This is a genomic window from Acidisarcina polymorpha (assembly GCF_003330725.1).
In the GTDB taxonomy this organism is placed as follows: domain Bacteria; phylum Acidobacteriota; class Terriglobia; order Terriglobales; family Acidobacteriaceae; genus Acidisarcina; species Acidisarcina polymorpha.
Window position 1 is genome coordinate 86,560 of sequence record NZ_CP030844.1, and the last position, 22,231, is coordinate 108,790.

A 22,231-nucleotide genomic window follows, 5' to 3' on the forward strand; every position below is an offset into this window, starting at 1 on the left:
CACTTCACAATTTAGTGAAAAGGGATATCTACGAAATGAGCAAGACGCGTCAAGCACCTCCCGGTTACGTACTTCCCTCCCGCCCCCGATGGCAGGGCGGTATCAATCTTAGCTCGCTTTTTGGAGCCCTGCTCGCATTTGCCACGGTCGCATGGGCGGCTACCGAGTGGCTCGCCTTCACTCTCGGCAACCCGCTCGAGATGGGCCAGCCGCTCGGATGGCATCAAGGCATCGGCATCTTCCCTCCCTACGCTGGTTTAGTTCTCTGGAAAAAATACGCAGGCAGCCGTTTCATCGGCTCCGTTGTCCGCCGCGAGATTTGGGAAGCCTTCGGTATCACTTTTGTCGGCGGGATCTTCGCAGCCTATCTTGGGTATTGGGTACTTTCTCTCCTCCGTGACAGGAGAAGTACTGATAGCCTCCAGAACATTCACGGCTCCGCCGCTTGGGCCACTCAAGACGACATTAAAAAATTGGGCCTTTTCGACGCTCAAGATGGCGTCTACATCGGTGGGTGGCGGAATCCAAAAACCAATCAGGTCCATTATCTGATCCACTCCGGAGCCGAACCAGTCTTGCTCTTTGCTCCCAGTCGCAGCGGCAAAGGCGTCTCCGCAATCATCCCGACGCTTTGCCAATGGCGGCAAAGCGTTTTTGTCTACGATCTCAAGGGAGAAAACTGGGACAAGACTTCCGGCTTCAGAGCAGCGATCGGCCAGCGCGTCCTGAAATTCGCTCCTACTCTTCCCGCTGAGAGTTGCTGCTACAACCCCCTCTCCGAAATCCGCTGGGAGACCGACTATGAGATTTCGGACGTGCAAACCATCGCAAACGCGGTCGTCCGTCACGGCAACGACGAGACGATGTACAAACACTTTGAAGATGCAGCCGTCGACCTCGTTTCCGCCGGCATTGTCCATCTCGGCTACCTATACCGGAATCTCGAAACTCCACGAGAGGTCACCTTGCCCGATGTACTCGCCCTCTACTCGTCTCCCGGAGAGGATTTTAAGAGCGTTCTCACGACGATGCAAAACACCATTCACATGCCAGGCGGGAAGACAAACCCTCGCTTGCGCTGGCTGGACTTGAATGGACGGCTGACCTACACCCATCCCTTTGTAGGCAAGGCAGTCCAACGCCAGCTCAATCGGGCCGACCGCGAGGCATCGAGTATTCAATCGAGCGTGGTCACTCCCATGACTATCTATGACGACCCTATCGTGATGAAGACTGTCTCGCACTCCGACTTCCAGATCCGCGACCTCGTGTATGGCGAAAAGCCCATGAGCCTTTATTTTAAGGTCCCGCAACCGGATCGAGACCGGCTGCGCCCCCTCGTTCGCCTCATGCTCCAGCTCATTTTCAACCGCCTCATGGAACAACTCGACTCCAATCGAAAACACTTGCTTCTTATGCTTGACGAGTTTCCCGAGTTGAAAAAAATACCGAACCTCGCGTCCGCCATGAGCTTAATGGCCGGATACAAAATCAAGCCCTACCTTATAGCCCAGACACTCACACAGATCGTCGAGGAATACGGACCGAACGAATCGATCACCGATAACTGCTACATCAAAGCGGCCTTCCAAACCGACAATCTCCAGACCTGCAAAAACCTCTCCGAGTTAAGCGGGAACATGACAGTCGAGAAAGAGACGGTTAACTACAGCGGAGCGCGCACCGACTTCTACCTGAAACACATCTTTCGCAGCGTCGAGCAAGTATCTCGCCCGCTCATCACTGTCGACGAAATCCGCAGAATCAAGCCACCCCAGAAGGCCTCGAACGACCCAAACAGCAAAATCACTGCTCCTGGCGACATGTTGATCTTTATCAACGGCGTCGCGCCCATCTATGGCGTCCAGAGCCTTTACTTTCTCAACGACACTTTGCTGGCGCGAACCCAGCTATCGCCGCCCGTCTTCCAAACCGCCGAAGATCGAAGCCGCCCTTTTAAACCGGTCGAGTCACCCGGCGTGAACATCAAGTCAATCGTAGCGGCGGCGACCGCCGCCCTTCCCATACAGCAGGAGGCAACATAATGGAAATTCTTAACCAGGTGATTCTGGCCGGCAACCTAACCGATAAACCGTCAGTCGATGAGACGGGTGGGCGGCAGTTCGTCCGCGCACGGCTGGCCCAAAGCTGGCAGTACGACACGAGAGGCAAGACTGTCGAGCACCGGCAATTCATTCCTCTCACCTTCTTCGGAGACAGCCAGGCGACCGCCAAGACATTCGACAAAGGCGACAACATCCATATCACAGGGCAGCTCATTCGCAGGATTCCCGCCTCGGATGCCTCCTCAAATACGACCATCTTCGAGATCCATGTCATTCGCGCTTTCCTCATAGCTCGCCCCAGTCGCGAAGCGCAACGGACTATTCACCAGAACGTAATTCGCCAAACTAACGACAGTAAACAAACCCCGGCGTTCTTAACGGAGAGCATCAATGAATGGCCTGTTTAGAAGCGTGTCTTTTCCCTCTCGTATCAATCGAAGCCTTCATTATGCCGCCATTCTTTTTGGCGGAACCGCGGCAGTGTCTCTGCTCGGCACCTTGGCGTTCGGCCTCGTCTTCAACTTTACGCACTCCTCGCCGCTCGGCTGGTACTCGGAGGTCTCCCAACGACAGATCGATGCTCATGCGCACAACATCTATGTTTTCTTTTGCCCCGATATACGCTGGCCGGCCATGAAGGGCGAGCCCAATTACAGGGAGCCAATGCGTTCTTGCCCGGACGGCTTCGCGCCTCTCATCAAACCGGTCATCGCTTGGCCAGGAGACCTTGTAACCACCTCAGACGCAGGGGTCTCCGTGAACGGTGCCTTGATCCCAAAGACAGCGCCGATAACGCGCGATTCGCAGGGCCAATTATTGCGCCCCTATCCGCAAGGGTCGTATCGTGTCGTGCCCGGCGAACTCTGGGCCGTCAGCAACTTCAGCCCGCGCAGCTTCGATTCCCGATACTTCGGCCCCATACCCATACGATCTGTTCGCCAGTGGCTATCGCCCCTTCTCGTCGAACGTCACTATCCGGGGAGCAAATGACAACCGCCTTCACCATACCTGGTTCTCCTCCCCTCCTTATGAGGTCGCCGCGACTCGATTCCCGCATATGCACGGTCCTGTTGTTGTTCGGTGGTGCAGCCCTTGGAGCTGCCGTCGGAACTGGCGACCGCCTTGCCGCCTACGGCATGTTTCTCTACCCGCTCCTCTACCTCGCCTCTCGTTGCCGAATCGATACTCTTAGCGCCCTCGCGTACTACGGGTTGGCCTCCCGCAGCCTGCTTTCTGCCGCAAACAACTATCATTGGGCGGGACCCCCCCACCCTACGGCAATTGTGCTCTGGGCATCGTTAGCTTTTCTCAATGCTCTGCCCTGGACAGTCCTCTTCCATCCCCGGCATCAAGGCCTGTCAACCGTAGGAATTGTGCTCGTTACTACGTCGCCGCCGCTGGGCTTCTTCAATCCGCTCAATCCCCTCAATGCCTGCGGAATGTGGTTCCCCGGTTCTCGCTGGATCGGTATCGCAATATTGCCAATTGTTATATTCCTGACGCGCGAAAAGAACGTTCTCCTGGCGCTCTCTTTTCTCGCCGGGTGCACCCTCGTCACGCATTTGACCTTCAAGCCACCGGTGCTAGATCCGCGCATCTATGCGGCACGAACGCATTTCGACCTACCAATCGGAGACCTCCGATCTCTATCCGTGCTTCCAACTGAAGACCTCGAATTGCAGAGGATCGCGCAAGAGCACCCCAAAAGCATCGTAATCCTGCCCGAATCTGTCATTCCTGTTTGGATACCCACTTATGAAAAACGCTGGTCCGTGCTCTTCGCGCAGCTCGCAAAAACTCAAACCGCGCTCTTGATCGGCACCACTGCGCCAATCCCCAACACCGACGCCAACGTCAACATCCTGCTTTCCCGAGGCTACTCAGAGCATCTCTCGTACGTCCAACGCCTACCCATCCCGATCGGCATGTGGTTCCCCTTCGACACGACTCACGGCTTTCCGCTTCGTCTCTCGTATCCCTCCGCGATCCGTCTTTGGGGCCACACCGTCGGCATCCTTACCTGCTACGAGCAAGACATTCCGTGGATCGTTCTAAAAACCCTCGCCCGCGATCCAGTTGCCTTAATCGCTCCATCCAATATCCGCTGGGCGAACGGGACCGCCGTGCCCGCCATCCAACACAACAACGCTCAAAGCTGGGCCGATCTTTGGTCCCTTCCGCTTTATGAGGCCGTTAACCAGTGAAACTGATACTCGTGCTCCTCTTGAGTGTCGGCTCTGCAGGCGCGGCTGTCTCACAGGCCCTCGACATCGAGCGCATCCGCGCCGAGTGCGTCCCAGAGGCCCAGCCTTCAACTCTCTTGCCGCTTATACATACAGAATCATCCGGTAATCCCAATGCCCTTCAAATAGATTTCCCGAAGCATCTCCTGCGTATCTGGGGCCTGCCCTCCGGAACCCTCCGTTTGGCCCGACAACCCGCTACCGCTATTGAAGCCCGACAGTGGTTGTCCTTCTTCGCCGACTACCACATCTTTGTTGACATCGGCTTGATGCAAGTGAGCAGCAAAAAGGCTCGCGCGCGAGGAATCGAACCAGCCAGGCTGCTAGATCCATGCACGAACCTCAAAGTTGGCTGGTCGATTCTCGAAGAGGATTATGCCCTCGAAGCCAGGCGTAGAGGGGAAGGCCGTATCGCTCTACTTCACGCGCTCTCCCGCTACAATACCGGCGATTCTGAACTCGGCATCGATAACGGTTACGTGTCCCATCTCCTGGCCGCCTTACGCGCTCACCAATCCTCGGTACCTTCACCCTCGCCTGAAGGCGCTCAGAACCAAAACATTCAAACAAGCGTGGCAGATCACCGCCGGCAAAACGCTGCCGCTCCGCCATCGGAGCAGTCCGTAGACGCATCCCGCCGTCACCGTGAACGCTAGATAGACGCCGCTACGACTATGCATGACGCCGAATATAAGCCCGGCAATCAGAACTGCTGCAATCCCAGCAAAAACGCCGTCACCCAACCGGAGCAGTTGCTTCTCCAAAAACGAAAACAGCAGTCCTCGAAAGACCAGCTCCTCGTTCAAGGGCGCTACTCCCACGCTCCACACGAACCTAATAAGAGGTACCGGTCCGTAGACAGGCAAATGCCACATCTTCACGTACAGCCAGAAGCCGAGGAAGACTCCGACCGCAGCAGCTACAGCGATCCACGAGAACATTACGTCGGCTGGCTTCAAGCCAATTTTTGCCAACGCACCCACATGCGCCATTCTCCACGTCAACGCACAAAAACTCAGACCGCAAAACGCGATCACCCACCATATCGGAACCCCATAACTGACGACCGCAATCAGCCAGACTGCCAACCATACCAACAACAAGGATTCGAGCGCACTTAACCCACCGAAAGAGAGACTCATGATACTTCCCATCGAACAAAATCTCCGCCTTCAGATGGTAGCCTCCTGCATGAACGTAGTTCATCTCTTGGGGCAACACCCGTCGCCAGCTCTGTTAGCAAATCTCTCCGCCTACGAAAACGGCGAGATGACGCTCGACGAGATTTACGAACGTTACCATTCTCGTCCTCGCCTCGACAATAACACCGACGCGGACGCCGTCGCACCGCGCCCGCCATCAGCCGTCCCAGACGATCCACACACAGCGCAAGATGATCTCACACTAATCCAGTTCGTCATCCTCCAAACCACTCCTCTTGTCGGAGGATTCGATTCCTGCCATCTCGAGCGCATCCACTCTTCTCTTTTCGGTGACGTACCTCACAGTGCGCCTAGCTACCGAAACGACGTCGAAAGCTCAGTCAGCGCCATTCTCGATACGCTTCCACCCGTCAATTATTTGCAAGGGAAATCCCCCGAAGACTGGTCAGAACGCGCTTCCACCCTCATCCACGACATAGCCGAACTTGAACCATTCGACACCGGAACTCCGCTCACTCTTCATGAATTCGCCAACCAGCTCGCCCGCAAGAACAACCTGAGCCTAAGCTGGGCTGCCCGAGAAGATGAAGGTCCCGAGCTCGCCCCTGAACGCAGCGCCGAAGCGGAAGGCTCGGGCGGCTACTTCAGGCGAATTGTCATGCTCGCCTCCGACGATGATCGAGCCCGGCACAGCACATCAAGGGGAGATTTGTTCCATCACCGTCGCAGCCTAGATCGCGATTTGCCGGGATTATTTTTATAACCACCTAAGCCACGCCATTGTCATCAAATTCAACCAAGGAGACTCCCTTTCGATGCCGCTTCGTTTCTCCAGTCTTCACTTCGCAGTCGCTGCCTCTTTCATTATCTCGGCGCCTACTGCAATAACAACCCCTCTCGCCGCGCAGTCCATCAGTGATGACGCTCTCGCCGCCAAGGTCAATCAGACGCTATTCGCCGAAGCTGCCTTTCAAGACGCGACTATCCAGGCGACGGCGCACAACGGCACGGTCACTCTAACCGGGAGCGTCCCCAACTCCGCGGCGCGCATTCTCGCGTCAACCGAAACGGACCAACTTGAAGGCGTAAAAACCGTCCTCAATAACCTTATTGTCGGCTCGATGCTGACTCAAGAGCCACCCGCTCCCCTTCCCCGCGAGACGAGAACACTCAGCCTTCCCAATCACTCCATTCTCGCCATCCGACTAGACGACTATGTCAGTACTGAGACAGCGAAAGTGGGCGATACGTTCCACGGGGTTGTTAGCTCTGCAGTCTATTGCTCTGGCTACCCCTTGCTTCCGGCAGGCACACCCGTCCTCGGCCACGTCATCGAAGCCAAGTCCGCAAGTAAGCTGCATGGTTTGCCTATGCTCACCATTAGCCTCATGGCCGTCCGGGTCAACGGGTCGAACAACGAAGCTGTAGACGTTCCGATAAGCACCATCCCTCTCTCTACCAGGGTGAAAGGCACTGGAACTCTTCAGCTTGGAAGGCAGATCGAACTACCGCCTCAGACTGCGTTGCGGTTTGAGAGTTCAACTGTGACGGAGATACCAGTCGAGTTCAGTGGCGGCAAACCCGTATATCGGCAGGCGGCAAGTGGAAAAGCGACGCTCGATCATTCTTCTAAATCCCAATCCAATTAGGACACATTGCAATGCTATGCAACCAATCACACTCACTTCTGCATTGACTCGCTTCATTTCCTCAAAAAAGCGTCCGCTCAGTGAGAGCACTCTTGTTGCCGCTGAAATCTAACGCCAGTTGCTCCACTCCGTTCGGATGCTGCTCACGCCATAGCGTCAGAAGGAGAGCAGGCATTAGTCTCCGCACCAATCTAAGCCGATGCACCATCGCATGACATGCTGGGCACAGCGCAATCATCCATCTGGCCACCGAGTGTCGAGGTTTTCGATGGTGTACCACTATCGATCGCCTCGAAAATCCTGGCCGGCCGCATACCTGACAGCATCGTCCATCCCTGCGAAGCACTTCCTCGCGAAGGCCCCCAAAATACTCTTTGTCCCTCCGTTTCAGCGCGTAACATACCGCGCACAAACCTCGCGCAACGATATCCATCCGTCCACAAGGGCAAGCGAAAGCCCGTTGGACAGACTTCTGCGGAAGCTGCGTCGCAAATTGTCTCATCTTCCCCTCGCCTCTCCCTTTTAAGGACCTCTCTGGCCCCTTGTATGCAATGCACCTTTCACATACACTTTCCCCAGAAAGAACTATCTTGGGTCGAACATGAATTTAATGATTGTAGAGAGTCCGAACAAGGTCAAGAAAATCAAAGCTCTTCTTGGCTCCGGATGGGATGTCGCCGCAAGCATCGGCCATATCCGCGATCTTCCAGCGAAGGGCCTCGGCCTCGCCCCACCCGACTACAAACTTGAATACCACTTCGTCGAGCGGACCGGGACGACAGGCAAAAATGTCGTAGACGGCTTGAAACCCCGCGCTGCCCGTGCCAATGCCATCTACCTCGCAACCGACCCCGACCGTGAAGGCGAGGCAATCGCGTGGCATCTCAAAGAAGCCTTGGCCCTCAAAAGCTACCACCGCGTCACCTTCGACGCCATTACAGAAACAGTCATCAAAACAGCACTTACACGCCCCCGTCAGATCGATATGAACCTGGTCCGTGCCCAGGAAGCGCGGCGCGGCGCAGATCGGCTCGTGGGCTACCAGGTATCGCCAATACTTTCCCGTCAGACTGGGATAGCTGGCCTGAGCGCGGGCCGCGTCCAAACTCCTGCCGTCCGCTTTGTAGTCGACCGCCAGCGTGAGATCGAGAACTTCACGGTTACAAAGCACTTTGGGGCCGAGGCCATATTCGAGGACGGAAAGTGGAAAGCCCAATGGGATACCCAACCGTTCCTGCAAAGCGGTAGCAAATATGTTTTTGATGGCGACTTAGCGAGACAAGCCGCCGCCTGCCGGACCTTTCGCGTTGCGGACGCGGCCACCAAGCCGGCCACTCAGGCGCCGCCTGCCCCCTTCACCACAGCCACTCTGCTGCAAGCCGCCAGCGTCACTCTCAACTTCAAGCCCGACCTCACGGCGATGCTTGCCCAAAAACTCTTCGAGCAAGGGCTTATCACGTACCACAGAACAGACAGCCAAAATCTCTCCACAGAAGCCCTCTCCGAAATCAGAGACCACGTGGCGGCCAATCATTGGCCCCTTCCGCCCAACCCCCGGACATGGAAAACCAAAGAGACCGCGCAGGAGGCCCATGAAGCCATACGCCCGACGCACCTGGAGCACCGCAACGCCGGCGAGGGCGACGATCAAAAGAAGCTTTACTCGCTCATCTGGACTCGCGCCGTCGCCTCGCAACTCGCCGACGCCGAATACTCCGTCAACACTTTGCGTCTTGAGGCCCAACACGGCGGCAAGATCTTCGTCTTCAAAGCGACCGGCCGCACTCTCACCGCCCCCGGCTGGCGCATTCTAACCGCTATCGACGCCGCAGAGGAGGCCGACCAACACACCGCCGAAGAACGAGAAACGCAAGGAGACGAGAACGGTAACGTTCCCGCCTTGCCGATCGGCACCTCCATCACGTCGACGAGCACCACGGTCCTCAATAAACAGACCAAACCCCCCAACGGTTACACCCAAGCCAGCCTCATCAAGAAACTAGAAAGCGAGGGCATCGGTAGGCCATCAACTTACCCCTTGATTCTCAAGAACATCATCGCCCGCGGTTATCTGGACGACAGCAAGAAGATTCTCGTGGCCACAGACCTCGCTAAACTGCTCATCGACTCTCTAACTGGCCGTTTCGCCTTCGTGGAATATGACTACACCCGATCGTTGGAACAGGAACTTGACGATATCGCCGCAGGCAAGACAAGTTACCTTTCAGTTGTCTCGACGCTTGACACCCGTCTCAAGACCGAACTCGGCGCTCTCAATATCCAACCGCAACCAGCTTTGCAAAGGCCCACAGGAGGCGCGGAAGCCGCCGAAAGCGGCATCCCTTGTCCCAAGTGCAAGAGCGGCCAGCTCCGCCGTCCCAATGACAGAGAGTTCTTCAGCTGTACTCGCTACCGAGACGGTTGCACCTTTTCTATCAACCGCACCATCGCCAAGAAAAAGTTGACGGACAAACAGATTGAGACCCTATGTACTAAGGGAGAAACGGGCATCATCAAGGGCTTCGTCAATAAGCAGGGCAAGCCTTTCGACGCCATCCTTATGTGCTCATCGAACACCAACTGGCGCACCACCTTCACATTTCCTAAATGAAACGTTTACGAATGATGTAGCCTTACCCAAATGAAAAGGAGGCAATGAATGCATACAGGATCGCGGAGTACCGCAGCCAGAAAGGAACCGAAATCGGCGACTAAAATGGCCCGGCACATCAAACGCCAAGACTCGCTTTTCCCTGAGATGGCAACCAAGCTCGACAAACGGCTCGCTCTTCGTCAAGACATTCTCGACTTCCCCTCCCAGGACATCGGCAGCATGGGCCACATAGCGCGACTGCTGGCGCAGTTCGGCTTGCCTCACTCCAATCCCGGCGAGGGAATAACTTCCTACAAACGTGAGAACGGCGACCTGACCATCCGAATCAATTCATTGGTAGAAGATGGAGGAGTTCCCTGGGGCATTCTTCCGAGACTCATTCTAGCTTACGTCAGCAGCCAAGCGGTCTTGAAGAAGACCAAGACTATCCATCTCGGAACCAATCTCAGCACCTTCCTGCGGGATGAGCTCGGAATGGCCGTGACCGGCGGCAAGAACGGCACAGTGACCCGGATGAAAGAGCAAGCATATCGCCTCTTCACTTCCAGCATCACGATCATCAGAAAAGGAAAAGATACAGTAGGAACAACCACCGGCACTCGCCGAATGGTCGGCATGATGAACATCGCCGACACCATCGACATGTGGGAGCCGCAAACCGGGAAAAACCCCGACGAGATATGGCAGTCGACGATCGTTTTGGACGATAGGTTTTATCAGGCCACAGTCCGCGCAGCCGTACCGATCGACTGGCGGATCGTAAACGGCATCCAGAATTCACCCCTCGCCCTCGATCTCTATTTCTGGCTCACCTATCGAATGAAGACGAACGACAAAAAAACTCCCATCCGCTTCTTCGGAGAGAACAGCATTTATGAACAGCTTGGATGCGGCTACGCGAATACCCGCAGCGGTCGATACGCCTTCAAGAAAAAGACGCTGACGCAGCTCGAAGAAATCAAGTTTTATTGGCCTTCCTTGCATGTTCACGCAAGCGATGACGGCGAGTATCTTAATCTCTTCCCCAGTCCCACCAGCGTCTCCAGCTCATCCTAAGTCCCTTACGCATAAATGGTCGACGCAAGTCTAGTTCACCCTCCGCAACCTACGCATAAATGGTCGACGCAAGTCCAGTTTCGCCCTCCGTAGTCTACGCATAAATGGTCGACGCAAGTCAGTTCCGCCCTCCGCAGTCTACGCATAAATGGTCGACGCAAGTCAGTTCCGCCCTCCGCAGTCTACGCATAAATGGTCGACGCAAGTCAGTTCCGCCCTCCGCAGTCTACGCATAAATAGTCGACGCAAGTCCCAGTTCCGCCCTCCGTAGTCTACGCATAAATGGTCGACGCAAGCTCCAGCTCATGTCCGCATTAACCCACACACCACGGAAACTTTGCACCGCCCCAGGTGGAAGATCGCGTTTTCCACGCATAAATGATCGACGTCCCTACGCATAACTGGTCGACACAACTTGTCCTCTTTACGCATAATTGGTCGACAAACCCCGATTTTCCACGCATAAATGGTCGACAATATCTCCGTATCGTTTTCATTTCAGAAGAGATATACGTCCTCCTGTAGCTTTTAAACCTGTATTTCTTTACCTATATCTAACCTGTAGTAGCAACTTCCGGTTGTGAACAAAAATCAACTTCGCCCCAATAACCCAAAAGGCGGATGGAAAAGCAACAAAAAGGCGGATGGAAAAACCTTTCCTAATGAGGGTGGGGTTCTTGAACCACGTTGACTTTGCTCTACCAAATACCGCTCTAGGCTACCAGCAAGGCCGCTGCGCGGCCCCTGACCGCTCTGTGCCCTCTACAACCATTTTGCGCATCCAAAAGGCTCCTGCGGCCTTTCCTGACCTTTTTTATCCTTGATGACCCAGCGTTGAGAGAAGCAGTGAGATCCCCCTTGACCCGAGACTCCTCGAGCAACTCCGCCCGCACATCATCCGGAAGCCTCACCGTCAACGAACGAATGCCTTCCGCCCACCTTTGACCTTCTCGATTCCATCTTCGTTCCATCTAGATTCCAGTCACGGTCTCGCATTTACGGGAACTCTACCGACTGTCCAATCGGGAAGCTGTCGGTGGGTGACCCCCACGCCGTCCAAAAGATACAGGACGGCTCCCCCAGAAAGAGGGGATCAGGCGCGTGGCGCCTAAACAAATCCGGGCCGCTATCTTTATTTCCGGTTTTTCGAGATCGAATCGAAATTTGCATGCCCCCCGCGTCGAAGGGCCTGCCCAAACACAATCATGCTATGAATAGTACATTGCATAAAATGTTATTTGGATGGTACTTTTCACATAAATGGCTTGGAATCACGCAGCCGACCATAACATTGCTTTCCCCACAGGGGGCGAGGATATTCAACCATGCCCGCTTGCGCTTCCGACATATTGACCACAGCTCTTGGGCAGAAAGATACCGCCTTCGCCAAAGCGCAGGTCCTTCAATGTGAGTTTAAGAATGCTTTATGGGAGCTGGAAGCTCTCTTTAGCCTGAAGACGGACGAAACCCGCAATCTGGATATTTTCAAACTGTCGACGAGCTGGAGACTGCCCTAAGAAAAGTCACTCAAGGATAGGTTTTCCCCGGAGCAGCTTTATCTCCGAGCGAAGCTCATCGCGAAGCTGCTTGCTTCGCCGGAAATCGCGGAAAAAAATCGTCAAGATTTCGATCATCAACAAATTCAGGCTCACGCCTTCCTCTTCCGCCCACTGCTTCAGTTCCCCCCTGGCCTTCGCCCCGATGTAAATCATCTGGGGAGCAGCCAAAGCCAATCCATCCGCTCGGCGGGCATCTGAGACCTGGATATCGCCGCGATTCACATGACGCAATGCGAACAAAAGTACTTTGGCCAAGTCGCCCCTCATATGCGATTCGGCAATGATCGCGTCTTTTAAATCCTCCGGGAGCCTCAGTGTCAACGCTTTGCTCTCCGGCGTCCACCGTTGCCCCTCTCGGTTTACTTTCCTTTTTTTGACCGTCAAGAACTATCCGACCCAGAAATATCTTTCTCATGGGGTGGCCACCATTGGTGCGTATGGCCCCGCGAATAGCATATCCTTCTCGACTCTCACAAAAAAGCGGTAACCCGCCCGGACGATAATGGTAGGTTGAATGTTAAGGTTCCTCCGCGTTACCTCGGTCCCGAGCTGGCCGACCTGCTGGCCAACCTGTTGGCCGATTTCTTGCGAGAGGCTCTGCGTCTGAAAAACCGACGAACTTCGTGCCTTGGCTCAACTGTATTCCGGACGCAAAGGCGGAAGTCAATAGCGCTCCGGAAATTAAGCGGGCCCAATGATTATCCACCTTGTCTCGAAAACCCGCCGCGCCTTGCGCGTCGTCCCCCTCGAAACCTCCAAGCGAGATCGAGCTGCCGTCCGGGAAGATCACGCGCTGCCAGATCGCCTGCAGCGCCTTTTGCCCGTACCCCACGTGAGAGTTGTAGATGCCGATCAAGGTGCTACCTGCGGGGATCAAAATGTATTTGCCACTCACCGAATCGTAGACACTTTCCCGGACGAGGGCTCGGATCAGGCCAGGCAAGTCCGAATTAAGCTCCTGCTCCAGCACCGCCGGAATCAGCCATCCCGTTTTTACTTCGAAAACTCCTTTTGCTGCCGTCCGGTCGCGTTGTAAATACTCCACATCCTGTTTCCGAGACGAAAAGTTTTCTTTGTCCCTTTGATCGTTCTGGCGCTCGAAATCGCTGCGCTGCTCAGACAATTGGGCCGACGCCGGGCTTGTCCCCGCTGCCACCTGAAGCGCAGTCAGTGGATTGCCGCTCGACGATCCAGCGCCCTGCCCGAAGCGGGTATTTATAAGCGCATTTTGCAGCGTCTTCATCGGATCGTCTTGCCGCTCCTCCGTCTTCGCCTCGCTAACGTTGACTCCTTTCGCCGCCGTCGGCGCTTCCATCGCCTCCCGCTCCCGCTTGTATTCTTCAAGACGACGCTGCTCCGCGTAAGAAAGAGAACCGTCCGCCGCGACCCCGACCGGCGTTTGCTTGTACTCGATCGGAGGTACTCCTGTAGCAGAGCCCGCCCCAGCGTCCCTGCCCGCTACAATACTGGATCGAGAGCCGATGCCCTCCGGAAGATGCGATTCCCCAGTATCCAAGCCATTTCTCGCTTGATTGGAAAGCAGTCCTTTCTCGACGATCGTCGCGGGGCCTGTGCCGACCTTTAAAGTATCCTCTGCCTTCTTTTGCTTGTTGCTGCGATTACTCATCCCGTGACGCATATATAGAGAAACCCCAGCTATGATGAGTAATCCGGCGAAGATCGCCCACCGCCTCAAGCGTTTGGCCGGAGGTGCCATACCCCCGTTCGCGCCGTTTACTACCTTGTCGGTTTGTGCCCTGGCTCGTATCTCTTCCTGCGTGGGATCCGCTTCAGGTGCTTCCAGATCCACAGCTTTTCTCTGCTCTTCCATCTCCACAGGTCAGCTCCTCTTCGCCCCATCGTTGCCGTTGCCCTGCCTATATGGGACTCCTCTGGTGATCGTCACTTTCGCTTGCTTTTTCCCCACTCCGACGACAAGCAGCGCTTTGTCGAATAGCCGATCGACAATGTATCGAGAACCGTCGACGCGGAAATTTAATAGCTCCGTCTTCCCATGTACCACCATCAACAGAGTGGGCAGCTCGCGGAAGCGATGATCGTCTGGATAGATCAAATACGTGTGCTGACCATCATCCAGAATCCGCTCAGGGGCATAGGCCGGATCTCCGCTCACCTTATAGTCGAAGTAGAGATTGTCGATCGCGTTATCGGCCAGCGGCACAACACCCGCCGCCTTGTCTTTCGCTTCCTGTTTGGCCTTCTCTTGCTCCGCGAGGATCTCCGCCTCATGCTTCGCGGCATCCTGTTGAGCTTGAAACGAGGCCCACTTTTCCTTCACGTCGCTAGGATATTCAAAAGCCATCCTTGAAACGAAGCGCTCCGAATCCGATATCAGCTTGATGACGTACGTCCTTCGATCGGTCGGAATAATCAGATCAGTCTCGAGTCCAGGCTCAACAGGCTTAACCACTAAAAGCGGAGTCGTATCCAAGCCGCCTCCCGACATCACAGGAGTAATTTCCCAGCGCCGTGTATCACCGAGCTGCGGAGGGCTCTGCAGGTGCTCTCCCGCCTGCAACTCCACCGCACAAACTCGCAGCGGGGCGCAGACCAAAACAGGCATGCCTTGTCCGAAAATATAGAGAACCCTCCCGTCGGAGCCTGCGGTCGCCGACGCCAACGTATTCTGCCAGTTCTCCGACACCACCGCGGCCTTCAACGCGGTTTCCGTCAACTCCGAGTGAGGCGGCTTCCATCCCAGGGGGACTGCGCTCCCCTTATCGTTAGCTCGCGCACCTGTTCCTTGGCTCGATGGAGGAGACGCCTTCACTAAAGGAGGCACCTGAAGCGGCGGTATAGGGGCAAGCGGAGCGCTCGCGTTTGGCTTTGCCGCCGTTGACCCTCCGGTTGCAGAGAGCGCCCCCACCGCGCTCTTGAGGGGATACTGTGATAACTCCTGCTTATGCTGTTGATCGAGACCAGGCGATGACGACGCCTGTCCCGCCGTCACCGCTATCTGCGCCGCCAAAAAGAATGTTCCGATCATCGCGACCCTCCGTTCGCATAGTTGTCGTGTCCGGTGCCAGCCGAGCTGCCCGCATTCGGACTCACCACTTCCCCTAGCGTGAGGTTTGTCACGTAGAGTCCCAATGGATTGACCAAGGCCTGACGCGCATCTGTCACTTCCTGCGTCACGACCGTCACAAACGCCCTAAATTTCCTGCTCGCCACAAAGTTTCCGGACAGGTCCCTTGTCACTTCCGACCAGACCACCTCATAGCTTCGTGGTGACTCTTGCACGATTGACTCCACTGAGATATCCACCGTCTGCTTCTTCAAGAGCTCAAACGGTGAAGTCTTCGAAAAGAAATCGGTGATCGCTCCGGAGGCGGCCGAAGACTGCCCAGTGTGCGCGTACACATCATCGATCAGACGACGTTGCGCCACCGGATCAGCCACAACCGTCCGCAGGTCTGTCACCCACCTCGCCACGACAGCTTCCTGCAAGCGCACATCCTTGACCGCAACTTGTTTGGCCGGCATAACGGGAACCGAGCGCCCCACTTCGTCCAAAGCAACCACATACGGCACTGTATTCGAGCGGTAGCCAATCGCCACCATCCCAACGACGCAGAAGAACGTCGTTCCCATCGAAAGAAAAGCTGCCAGCCTCCAGTTGTTCCTGCTCTTGATTTGGTCGCCAAAGCGCTCATCCCATTCCTGGCGGGCGCGAATGTATGGTGTCAAAACCCTCGTCGTCTCGTTTGCCACTCTTTACTCCTCTCTCTCAATCTGAATTCTCGGAGACGAAACGTGCCCGCTCCCATCGTCCGGAATTTGGATATCGGCTTTGTTCCCTGCAGGAGTCCCTGAACTGCTCGAGGATGAACCTCCTCCCGACTCCGCGCGCGCGGGAGGTGCTGGCGGCGCTGAAACTGCCGCCTCACCGCCATCGACGGATGTCAGTGGCGGAGCCGGGACACTCCCGCCGGACGCGCCCGCAGAATCTGCCGTCGCCGCCGCTCCAGAGGCAGCGCTCCCAGAAACAGAAGAGGAGACCCCCGCCTCAGCCGCCATTCCTGCCGTCTCTGTCGCCGCCATCGCTCCCTCGACGACGGCCCCCGCACCTCCTGTCGCTACTGCCGCGGCCACGGTCGCGGCCCCTAACGCAGCTCCCTTCCCAATTTCAGCGCCGATCCCGACCAGATCGGCCGCTCCCGTTCCCAATGTGCCCGACGCTATAGAACCCGCCATCTTCGGGATCATCCAGGACGCGAACGCGAACAACAGCATCGACATCAGCGTAGGGAATATCTGCGTAATGGGCTGCGCCCCGGAGTAGCCGTTCATCGCCGCGACCCAGTTTCCCGAAATGGTCGTGTACACGCCCAGCATTAGGTAGATCAGCATCAGCCGAACTCCGGTGCTCACCGCGAGTGACACGTACCTTTCAAAGTAGGGCGCAGTCCATCGGCTGCCCCCGAACCCGAGGAATATGTACCCGGCGCTCATCACAATCACCGCTTCGAGCTTCGTCACGACATAATGCAGCGTGATAATGACGTAGGACAGAAGAATAATGCAGGCCGCAAGAACGGTAGTCAGAGCCCCGAGTGGCTGGGTGACCAAATTCACCGCACTGATCTGCGCGAATAATTTCGCGACCAGGTTGATGCCCTGGGCCATAATGTCTGAAGGATTTTGGACAAGCGATACTCCCGCCGAGTTTGCGCCCAGCTCAGCGAAACTATTCACAATAGCCGGGATCCACACCTGCCCATTAATCAAAACCGCGTAGAAAAAGGAGATCACCAGGAGCTTCTTGATAAGGCTCAAGAACAATCCCATGAAATCCCCCTCGCGCAAAAAAGATGGCGCGGACCAGGCGAAGTCGAGAGAAGCCAAAGCGTAAAACAAGAAACTCGCCTCCCTTACCATCGTAGGGATCCATGCGTTGGCGGCGTTCTGGATCTCCCCGAACGTCGTTCCAATGTCCACTTGGCTCTGGGCGTGGGCACTCGCCGTCCACACCATCGCCAGACACACGCCCCAGAACAACGCCCGCTTGCCCATCGTCCCCCTTCGCGCCGATAAACCCTAAAAAGCCTTCCCGTCCGACTTCACTGCATTCTTGCCGAAGAAATTGGCCTGCGCGTTAGCATCGCAAACCTTCCCTTCGTCCGTGGTCGACCAATCGCCGGGCGCGGTCGCGCGCCGCTTCTCGCACAATGGCGTCAGTTCGGTCCTCAACTGATCGTGGCTGGACAAAAACGACCCTATTCCAGCCACAGTTGAACGATCGATATCTCCCCCGCCCGCACGGTGATAAGCCGTCACAATCGGACTTCCCTCGACATGGCGGCAGCCCACTCCCACTACGCACATCGCCAACGCCAGATGCACACGCAAGATACGCATACTCCCCCTTTTCTAGTTAAGCGAACGTAAGAACACCCTTGGCCTGCCCATTTCACTCCTAGCACAACGCCCCGAAGTTGTTGTCTATTACAACCCACTTAAAAAGCATATTCATGATTTCAAGCATCAGAAAACACGAGAATTCGCCGAATACCACACATACTAGCTGTCTGTTCCATTTATCCAGTTTTCTCCAGCCAAGCAAGAGACACAACCCGGTTGAAACAACGCCAACTATTGCCAGCAAAAGAGCGAAAGGGCCGAACAACGATTGAAGCAATTCATGTAAAGGACTGCCACACATAAGTACTCCAGCCTGCTAAGTCTCTAACCCAGTTAGATATCTGAAAAAGTCATCAACGCCCCACTACTAAAAACTGACTCCGTCGCTGGTCACCTGGTTCGGGGCGAAAAATGCGTCCGAATTTGCTTGATCGGTTGCCTGTTGCTGGATCATCGCGCTCTGGAAGGCCGCCTTGCTCTGAATGTCCGCCATCATGAGTTGGCGCAGCTTCAGAAGCTGCTGGGCCTCGTTGTCCGCGATCTCATTACCCACCTCAAGCGCTTGCATCCGCCCTACCGCGCTCTGGCTCTGCGCCTGGAGCGAATTCAACGTCGCTGCCTCGCTGTCGAACTGGGTATTCTGCAGACCGGCAGCCTTCAAAGCGCCAAGAATACTATCGAGGCTCGTCTGGCTCCACTGCTGATAGGACTGACCATAGTTTGTCGACGGAGCATACCCTGGAAATCGAACCTTGAACTGCGCGTCCATGTTCGTCAAGGTGTACGCCAACGATTGCCCAGTGCTCACGATCTGCCGCAGGCTGCTAATGTCATTCACCACGGAGCCGAACAATTGATCGGTTATCGTCACGCCCTGCGTAGCCATGTTAGTCAGCTCTTTCAACTGATTTTCGACCATCGTAACCTGCTTCTCCAACTGCCCGAAGAGCTGTACATAATTGAGGATCTGCGTGTACTCGGTCGCGAACAGACCCGCAGCGGCGTGAGCCCGCGAGGGGAAAAAGGCCGACGTTCCTAACAGCGCGCCAGCCGTGAAAGCGCCTGTCGCCTTATACAGCCATTTGCAATTCATAAGTCACCTCTCCTTTGTAGTAATCGACCCAACCTTTGCTTACGCGGCGTTCAAGCATCCATACACGAACCCAGTCGGATCCATGCTCGGCCACCAGCTCCTCGATCCGCTTTCGGTCGCGCTGTCCGGACACTCCAAGGAACGCCAACGCGACAGGACCCAGACGAAACGAAATCATCCTCCGGCCAAGCCGCTGAACGACGTAATAGTCCCTTTTCGGCGTCGCTCCCTGAAGAAGCTCGATCTCCCGACTGTTAAGCCCTGCAAACTCATAGAACTGCCGCATCCCCTCGTTGCCAGCTTCACTGTTCGGTAAGTAGATCTTCGTTGCGGTACTCTGCAGAATAGTCGCTGCGATCGGAGAATCTTTAACATCCGAGATGCTCTGTGTTGCCAAGACGACTGCCGCGTTCTTCTTTCGCAGAGTCTTCAACCAATCTTGAATCTTGTCGCGCCAGGCCGGATGCTTCAGAAACAACCACGCTTCGTCGATCGGCACCAATGTCGGGCTTCCATCCAGCATTCTTTCCATTCGCCGAAACAAGTAAAGAAGGACCGCCATCACCGTCGCCTCGCCATAAGATCCGCTCAAAAGCGTCTCCATCTCGCAAACAACGAACCGTGAATCTCTCAGGCCGTCGTTCTTTGAGTCGAGCATCCCGCCCAAGGCGCCGTCGATGACATACGGCTCGATAGCCGCTTTCAAGTCGGCGTCTTGAAGGTTGGCTTCCAGTTCCGTCAGTGTCCGGCGCTCACGCGGCGCAGTCGCAAGCTGGCGCAAAGCGCTATGTACCAGGTTCCGTTCCCGTGGGCCGACCTCTAAGCCTTGCATCCGCAGCACCGTCTCTACCCACTCTTGCCCCCACCCGAATTCTGCGTCATCGTCAATATCGCGCAGCGGTTGGAAGGATAATCCACCCTCCCCAATGTCATAAAAACGCCCACCCGCCGCCGTACACAGAGCGAACAAAGAGTGGCCCTTGTCAAAGGCGAAGACCCGCGCCTTCGGATACCGAAACCATTGCGCCACCGTAAGCGCCAATTGCACCGACTTCCCCGCGCCCGTAGGCCCGACGATTAGGGTATGCGCAACGTCATTGTCGTGAAGATTGAACCGATATGGCGTTCCTCCTTGGGTCGCCGCGAAAAGCAAAGGTGGAGAATTTGGAGGCATCAAGGGCGAAGGATTGACCTTCTCTCCGGCATACACCGCTGAAATCGGCATCAAGTCGACGTAATTCCGGGTGTGCGCTATCACCCGCCGCACCTGTGCAACCCCGTTCCCCGGCAGCGTACCAAGGAATGCATCGACGGCGTTAATGTCCTCCACCCGCACCCCGAAGCCGCGATTCACCAGAACCTTTCGAAACTCGCCGATCTGATTTTCTAGCAAACGTTTGTCCTTTTGCTGCAACACAATCGAAGAAGAGAAATAGCAAAATTGCACCTCGCCCGAGGTCGCTTCGGCCAACGCACCATCGGAATCAGCCGCCATCGTCATCGCGAACTGATTTACCTGACCTCCTCCTTTCGATTTGAATATCTGGTCCTTCAACCCTCGTTGCTGGAACTGCCATTTCCTTCCAATCTTTCCAATCAACCCTTGCGCTTCGGCGGGATCCATCAGGATCGCCCTTGTGTTCCAGCGATACTCGCACCCCACCGTATCGATGATCGAAAGTGCACCTGGATAAGTGGACCGCGGGAATCCGTCGATCGACAACGTACGAAGATGGCGATCTCCCATCATCGTCTCCATGCCACCCCGAAAGTCCTCCATCGCGAGCAGATCATTCAGAAAGACCGGAATTTCCGGCTGCAACACCGGCGCTTTCACACCAGTCACACATCTCCTCAAAAAAGTAAGCAACTCATCGTCAACACGCTCATAGCCGTCCCCAAAGGGAGTCGTCTTCGTCTTCAGACGATTGACCGGAAACTGAGAAGCAAACACATCTTCAAACTGCCCAGTCTTCGCCTTAAAGAACCGAATTGCCTCATCGCCAGCCCTCGACCCCGCGCGGTCTCTCTCATCCCCGTCCGGCCCTCCGGACACCATGAACCCCCGGATCTTCTCAACCGCGGCGACGGGAGGCATATAGGAGAGAGTTAGGAAATATTCATTCTCGAAATGCGCTCCCTCTTGCGCAAACTGTTCCCTTCGCTCTCGATCTATCAGCGCTGTCACATGATCCGGGAAAGCGCCTGCAGGCGCATAACCGCTCGAAAAACTCCGAAACGCATCCACCTGAATCATCCAGCCGCTTCCCAGCCGAAAGATACGATTCAGCCGCTTTGCCACCGCGGCCATCTCAGCGTGAGTCGCAGCGAGCAAATCCGGGCCACGATATTCCCACGTCGCCAAAAGCGAGCCGTCCCGTTGCAACACGATGCCGTCATCGACCAACCCGAACCACAAAAGCAGGTCTCCCAGCCCCTGCGCCTGTTTCCTTGTCTCGCCGAACATGCTTTACCTCCAACTACGTTTTGCAGGCTTGGCGTAAATTACAATCGAGCCCTTCGCGGGATAAAAATCCTTGTACTGCAAATGCCGCGAGTAGACCCTCCTCATCAGCGGATCGACCTTTCCAATGCGGGCAAACAAAGCTACAGCGGCTCCAAACCCAAGCACCGCTAGAAGAAAGGACGTAAATGTCATAACGCACACAGCCATCAAAGCGGCCAACAAGCCGGCCATGATGACCATCTCCCGGTCGCCTCCGAGAAGCTGCTGCGGTCGGCTCAACGACGTTCGCATGATTGTGTGTTCCGGCTCCTGCATATCACCTCACAAAAGAATGGAGGCTGGTTAAAATCGACCAACCTCCGTTAGGCATATAGACCGCTTAACTCCGCAGAATTCCGATCATCTGCGAGCCCAGGTCCCTTACAGGATTCGCGCCCGCGATCTCTGCGGCTTGCCCAATGAAACTGGCCATCACCTGTGCCGCGAACACAACGCAGCACACCGCAATCCCTACTTTCAGAAGCCCCGCCATGCTCTCGCCCATCTCTCCGCCGCGAAATGCCAGCGTAGCTCCGAGCGCGACGATCGCCACCACCGAAATCGCGTAGGCGACCGGACCTGTCAAGGATGTGACCAGTGTCGTAAGCGGACCTTCCCACGGAAGATTGTTTCCGTTCTCCGCAGCAAAAGCCCCAGTGGAGAAAACCACCGCGACAGCGAACATCAACAAACCTGTCCGGAGTATGGCCCGGCGGTTCACAAGCAAAGCACCCATACGATTCATCCTTTACCTACCTCCTAGTGCGCTCTGGCACTCAGTTTGCGCGAACCTCGGTTCGCTGCTCACGGTTATAGTTCTGTACGGACCTACCAGAACCGCCTACTTCCTCAAAAAGCTCTCCAAATCAGTCTGACAACCAGCACACATAAACCGAGGTA

The 22,231-nt window shown here is 55.7% G+C and carries 20 protein-coding genes and 2 pseudogenes; 9 read left to right on the plus strand and 13 right to left on the minus strand.

Annotated features, from left to right (window positions below):
* Positions 1-35: 35 nt before the first annotated feature.
* The 5 genes and pseudogenes from ACPOL_RS32870 to ACPOL_RS36775 all read left to right on the plus strand — a co-directional run.
* The gene (locus tag ACPOL_RS32870) at positions 36-2,045 is read left to right on the plus strand and encodes a type IV secretory system conjugative DNA transfer family protein (RefSeq protein ID WP_114211554.1); all 2,010 of its coding nucleotides are present in this window, start codon (positions 36-38) and stop codon (positions 2,043-2,045) included.
* Positions 2,045-2,473, plus strand: coding sequence for a single-stranded DNA-binding protein (locus ACPOL_RS32875; protein ID WP_114211555.1), 429 nt, complete (start codon positions 2,045-2,047; stop codon positions 2,471-2,473). Before ACPOL_RS32870 ends, ACPOL_RS32875 begins: the two co-directional genes overlap by 1 nt.
* Positions 2,457-3,056 carry a conjugative transfer signal peptidase TraF gene (traF, locus tag ACPOL_RS32880; RefSeq protein WP_114211556.1) on the plus strand — a complete coding sequence of 200 codons (600 nt, stop codon included), beginning with the start codon at positions 2,457-2,459 and terminating at the stop codon, positions 3,054-3,056. The genes ACPOL_RS32875 and traF overlap by 17 nt, the downstream gene beginning before the upstream one ends.
* On the plus strand, positions 3,053-4,270 hold the full coding sequence (locus tag ACPOL_RS32885; RefSeq protein WP_114211557.1) for a carbon-nitrogen hydrolase family protein: 1,218 nt from the start codon (positions 3,053-3,055) through the stop codon (positions 4,268-4,270). Before traF ends, ACPOL_RS32885 begins: the two co-directional genes overlap by 4 nt.
* 11 nt (positions 4,271-4,281) lie before the next feature.
* Positions 4,282-4,761, plus strand: a pseudogene (locus tag ACPOL_RS36775) (transglycosylase SLT domain-containing protein); the annotation flags it as partial.
* A 75-nt stretch (positions 4,762-4,836) separates the two neighbouring features.
* Here ACPOL_RS36775 and ACPOL_RS35365 read toward each other — a convergent pair.
* Positions 4,837-5,451: a CPBP family intramembrane glutamic endopeptidase gene (locus ACPOL_RS35365; RefSeq protein ID WP_161557721.1), complete on the minus strand. Its 615-nt coding sequence runs from the start codon at positions 5,449-5,451 to the stop codon at positions 4,837-4,839.
* On the opposite strand from ACPOL_RS35365, the gene ACPOL_RS32900 reads away from it, so the two are divergent.
* Complete coding sequence (locus ACPOL_RS32900) at positions 5,450-6,235, plus strand: hypothetical protein (RefSeq protein ID WP_114211560.1); 786 nt, start codon at positions 5,450-5,452, stop codon at positions 6,233-6,235. The genes ACPOL_RS35365 and ACPOL_RS32900 overlap by 2 nt on opposite strands.
* A 52-nt stretch (positions 6,236-6,287) precedes the next feature.
* Positions 6,288-7,121 carry a BON domain-containing protein gene (locus ACPOL_RS32905; RefSeq protein ID WP_114211561.1) on the plus strand — a complete coding sequence of 278 codons (834 nt, stop codon included), beginning with the start codon at positions 6,288-6,290 and terminating at the stop codon, positions 7,119-7,121.
* A 208-nt stretch (positions 7,122-7,329) separates the two neighbouring features.
* Here ACPOL_RS32905 and ACPOL_RS35840 read toward each other — a convergent pair.
* Positions 7,330-7,623, minus strand: a pseudogene (locus tag ACPOL_RS35840) (HNH endonuclease); the annotation flags it as partial.
* A gap of 108 nt (positions 7,624-7,731) precedes the next feature.
* Here ACPOL_RS35840 and topA point away from each other — a divergent pair.
* Positions 7,732-9,732 carry a type I DNA topoisomerase gene (gene topA / locus ACPOL_RS32915; RefSeq protein WP_161557722.1) on the plus strand — a complete coding sequence of 667 codons (2,001 nt, stop codon included), beginning with the start codon at positions 7,732-7,734 and terminating at the stop codon, positions 9,730-9,732.
* Between the two features lie 48 nt (positions 9,733-9,780).
* Positions 9,781-10,791: a replication protein RepA gene (locus ACPOL_RS32920; protein ID WP_114211563.1), complete on the plus strand. Its 1,011-nt coding sequence runs from the start codon at positions 9,781-9,783 to the stop codon at positions 10,789-10,791.
* A 1,523-nt stretch (positions 10,792-12,314) separates the two neighbouring features.
* Here the strand turns inward: ACPOL_RS32920 and ACPOL_RS32935 are convergent.
* The 11 genes from ACPOL_RS32935 to ACPOL_RS32990 form a co-directional block, all read right to left on the minus strand.
* Positions 12,315-12,671 (minus strand): hypothetical protein, encoded by a 357-nt coding sequence (locus ACPOL_RS32935; protein ID WP_150133243.1) that lies wholly within the window; start codon positions 12,669-12,671, stop codon positions 12,315-12,317.
* A 90-nt stretch (positions 12,672-12,761) separates the two neighbouring features.
* Positions 12,762-12,932, minus strand: coding sequence for a TrbI/VirB10 family protein (locus tag ACPOL_RS35655; RefSeq protein WP_114211588.1), 171 nt, complete (start codon positions 12,930-12,932; stop codon positions 12,762-12,764).
* The gene (locus ACPOL_RS32945; RefSeq protein ID WP_114211567.1) at positions 12,868-14,181 is read right to left on the minus strand and encodes a TrbI/VirB10 family protein; all 1,314 of its coding nucleotides are present in this window, start codon (positions 14,179-14,181) and stop codon (positions 12,868-12,870) included. Before ACPOL_RS32945 ends, ACPOL_RS35655 begins: the two co-directional genes overlap by 65 nt.
* 9 nt (positions 14,182-14,190) lie before the next feature.
* Complete coding sequence (gene trbG / locus ACPOL_RS32950) at positions 14,191-15,357, minus strand: P-type conjugative transfer protein TrbG (RefSeq protein WP_114211568.1); 1,167 nt, start codon at positions 15,355-15,357, stop codon at positions 14,191-14,193.
* Positions 15,354-16,082: a VirB8/TrbF family protein gene (locus ACPOL_RS32955; RefSeq protein WP_114211569.1), complete on the minus strand. Its 729-nt coding sequence runs from the start codon at positions 16,080-16,082 to the stop codon at positions 15,354-15,356. Before ACPOL_RS32955 ends, trbG begins: the two co-directional genes overlap by 4 nt.
* Positions 16,083-16,085: 3 nt before the next feature.
* Positions 16,086-17,384, minus strand: coding sequence for a P-type conjugative transfer protein TrbL (trbL, locus tag ACPOL_RS32960; RefSeq protein ID WP_114211570.1), 1,299 nt, complete (start codon positions 17,382-17,384; stop codon positions 16,086-16,088).
* Between the two features lie 24 nt (positions 17,385-17,408).
* Positions 17,409-17,729: a hypothetical protein gene (locus ACPOL_RS32965; protein WP_114211571.1), complete on the minus strand. Its 321-nt coding sequence runs from the start codon at positions 17,727-17,729 to the stop codon at positions 17,409-17,411.
* A gap of 370 nt (positions 17,730-18,099) precedes the next feature.
* The gene (gene trbJ, locus ACPOL_RS32975) at positions 18,100-18,825 is read right to left on the minus strand and encodes a P-type conjugative transfer protein TrbJ (RefSeq protein ID WP_114211573.1); all 726 of its coding nucleotides are present in this window, start codon (positions 18,823-18,825) and stop codon (positions 18,100-18,102) included.
* Entirely contained in the window at positions 18,803-21,292 is a 2,490-nt protein-coding gene (locus tag ACPOL_RS32980) for a VirB4 family type IV secretion/conjugal transfer ATPase (RefSeq protein WP_114211574.1), read from the minus strand. Before ACPOL_RS32980 ends, trbJ begins: the two co-directional genes overlap by 23 nt.
* Positions 21,293-21,295: 3 nt before the next feature.
* Positions 21,296-21,583 (minus strand): conjugal transfer protein TrbD, encoded by a 288-nt coding sequence (gene trbD, locus ACPOL_RS32985; RefSeq protein ID WP_161557723.1) that lies wholly within the window; start codon positions 21,581-21,583, stop codon positions 21,296-21,298.
* 88 nt (positions 21,584-21,671) lie between these two features.
* The gene (locus ACPOL_RS32990) at positions 21,672-22,067 is read right to left on the minus strand and encodes a TrbC/VirB2 family type IV secretion system protein (protein ID WP_161557724.1); all 396 of its coding nucleotides are present in this window, start codon (positions 22,065-22,067) and stop codon (positions 21,672-21,674) included.
* Positions 22,068-22,231 lie beyond the last annotated feature (164 nt).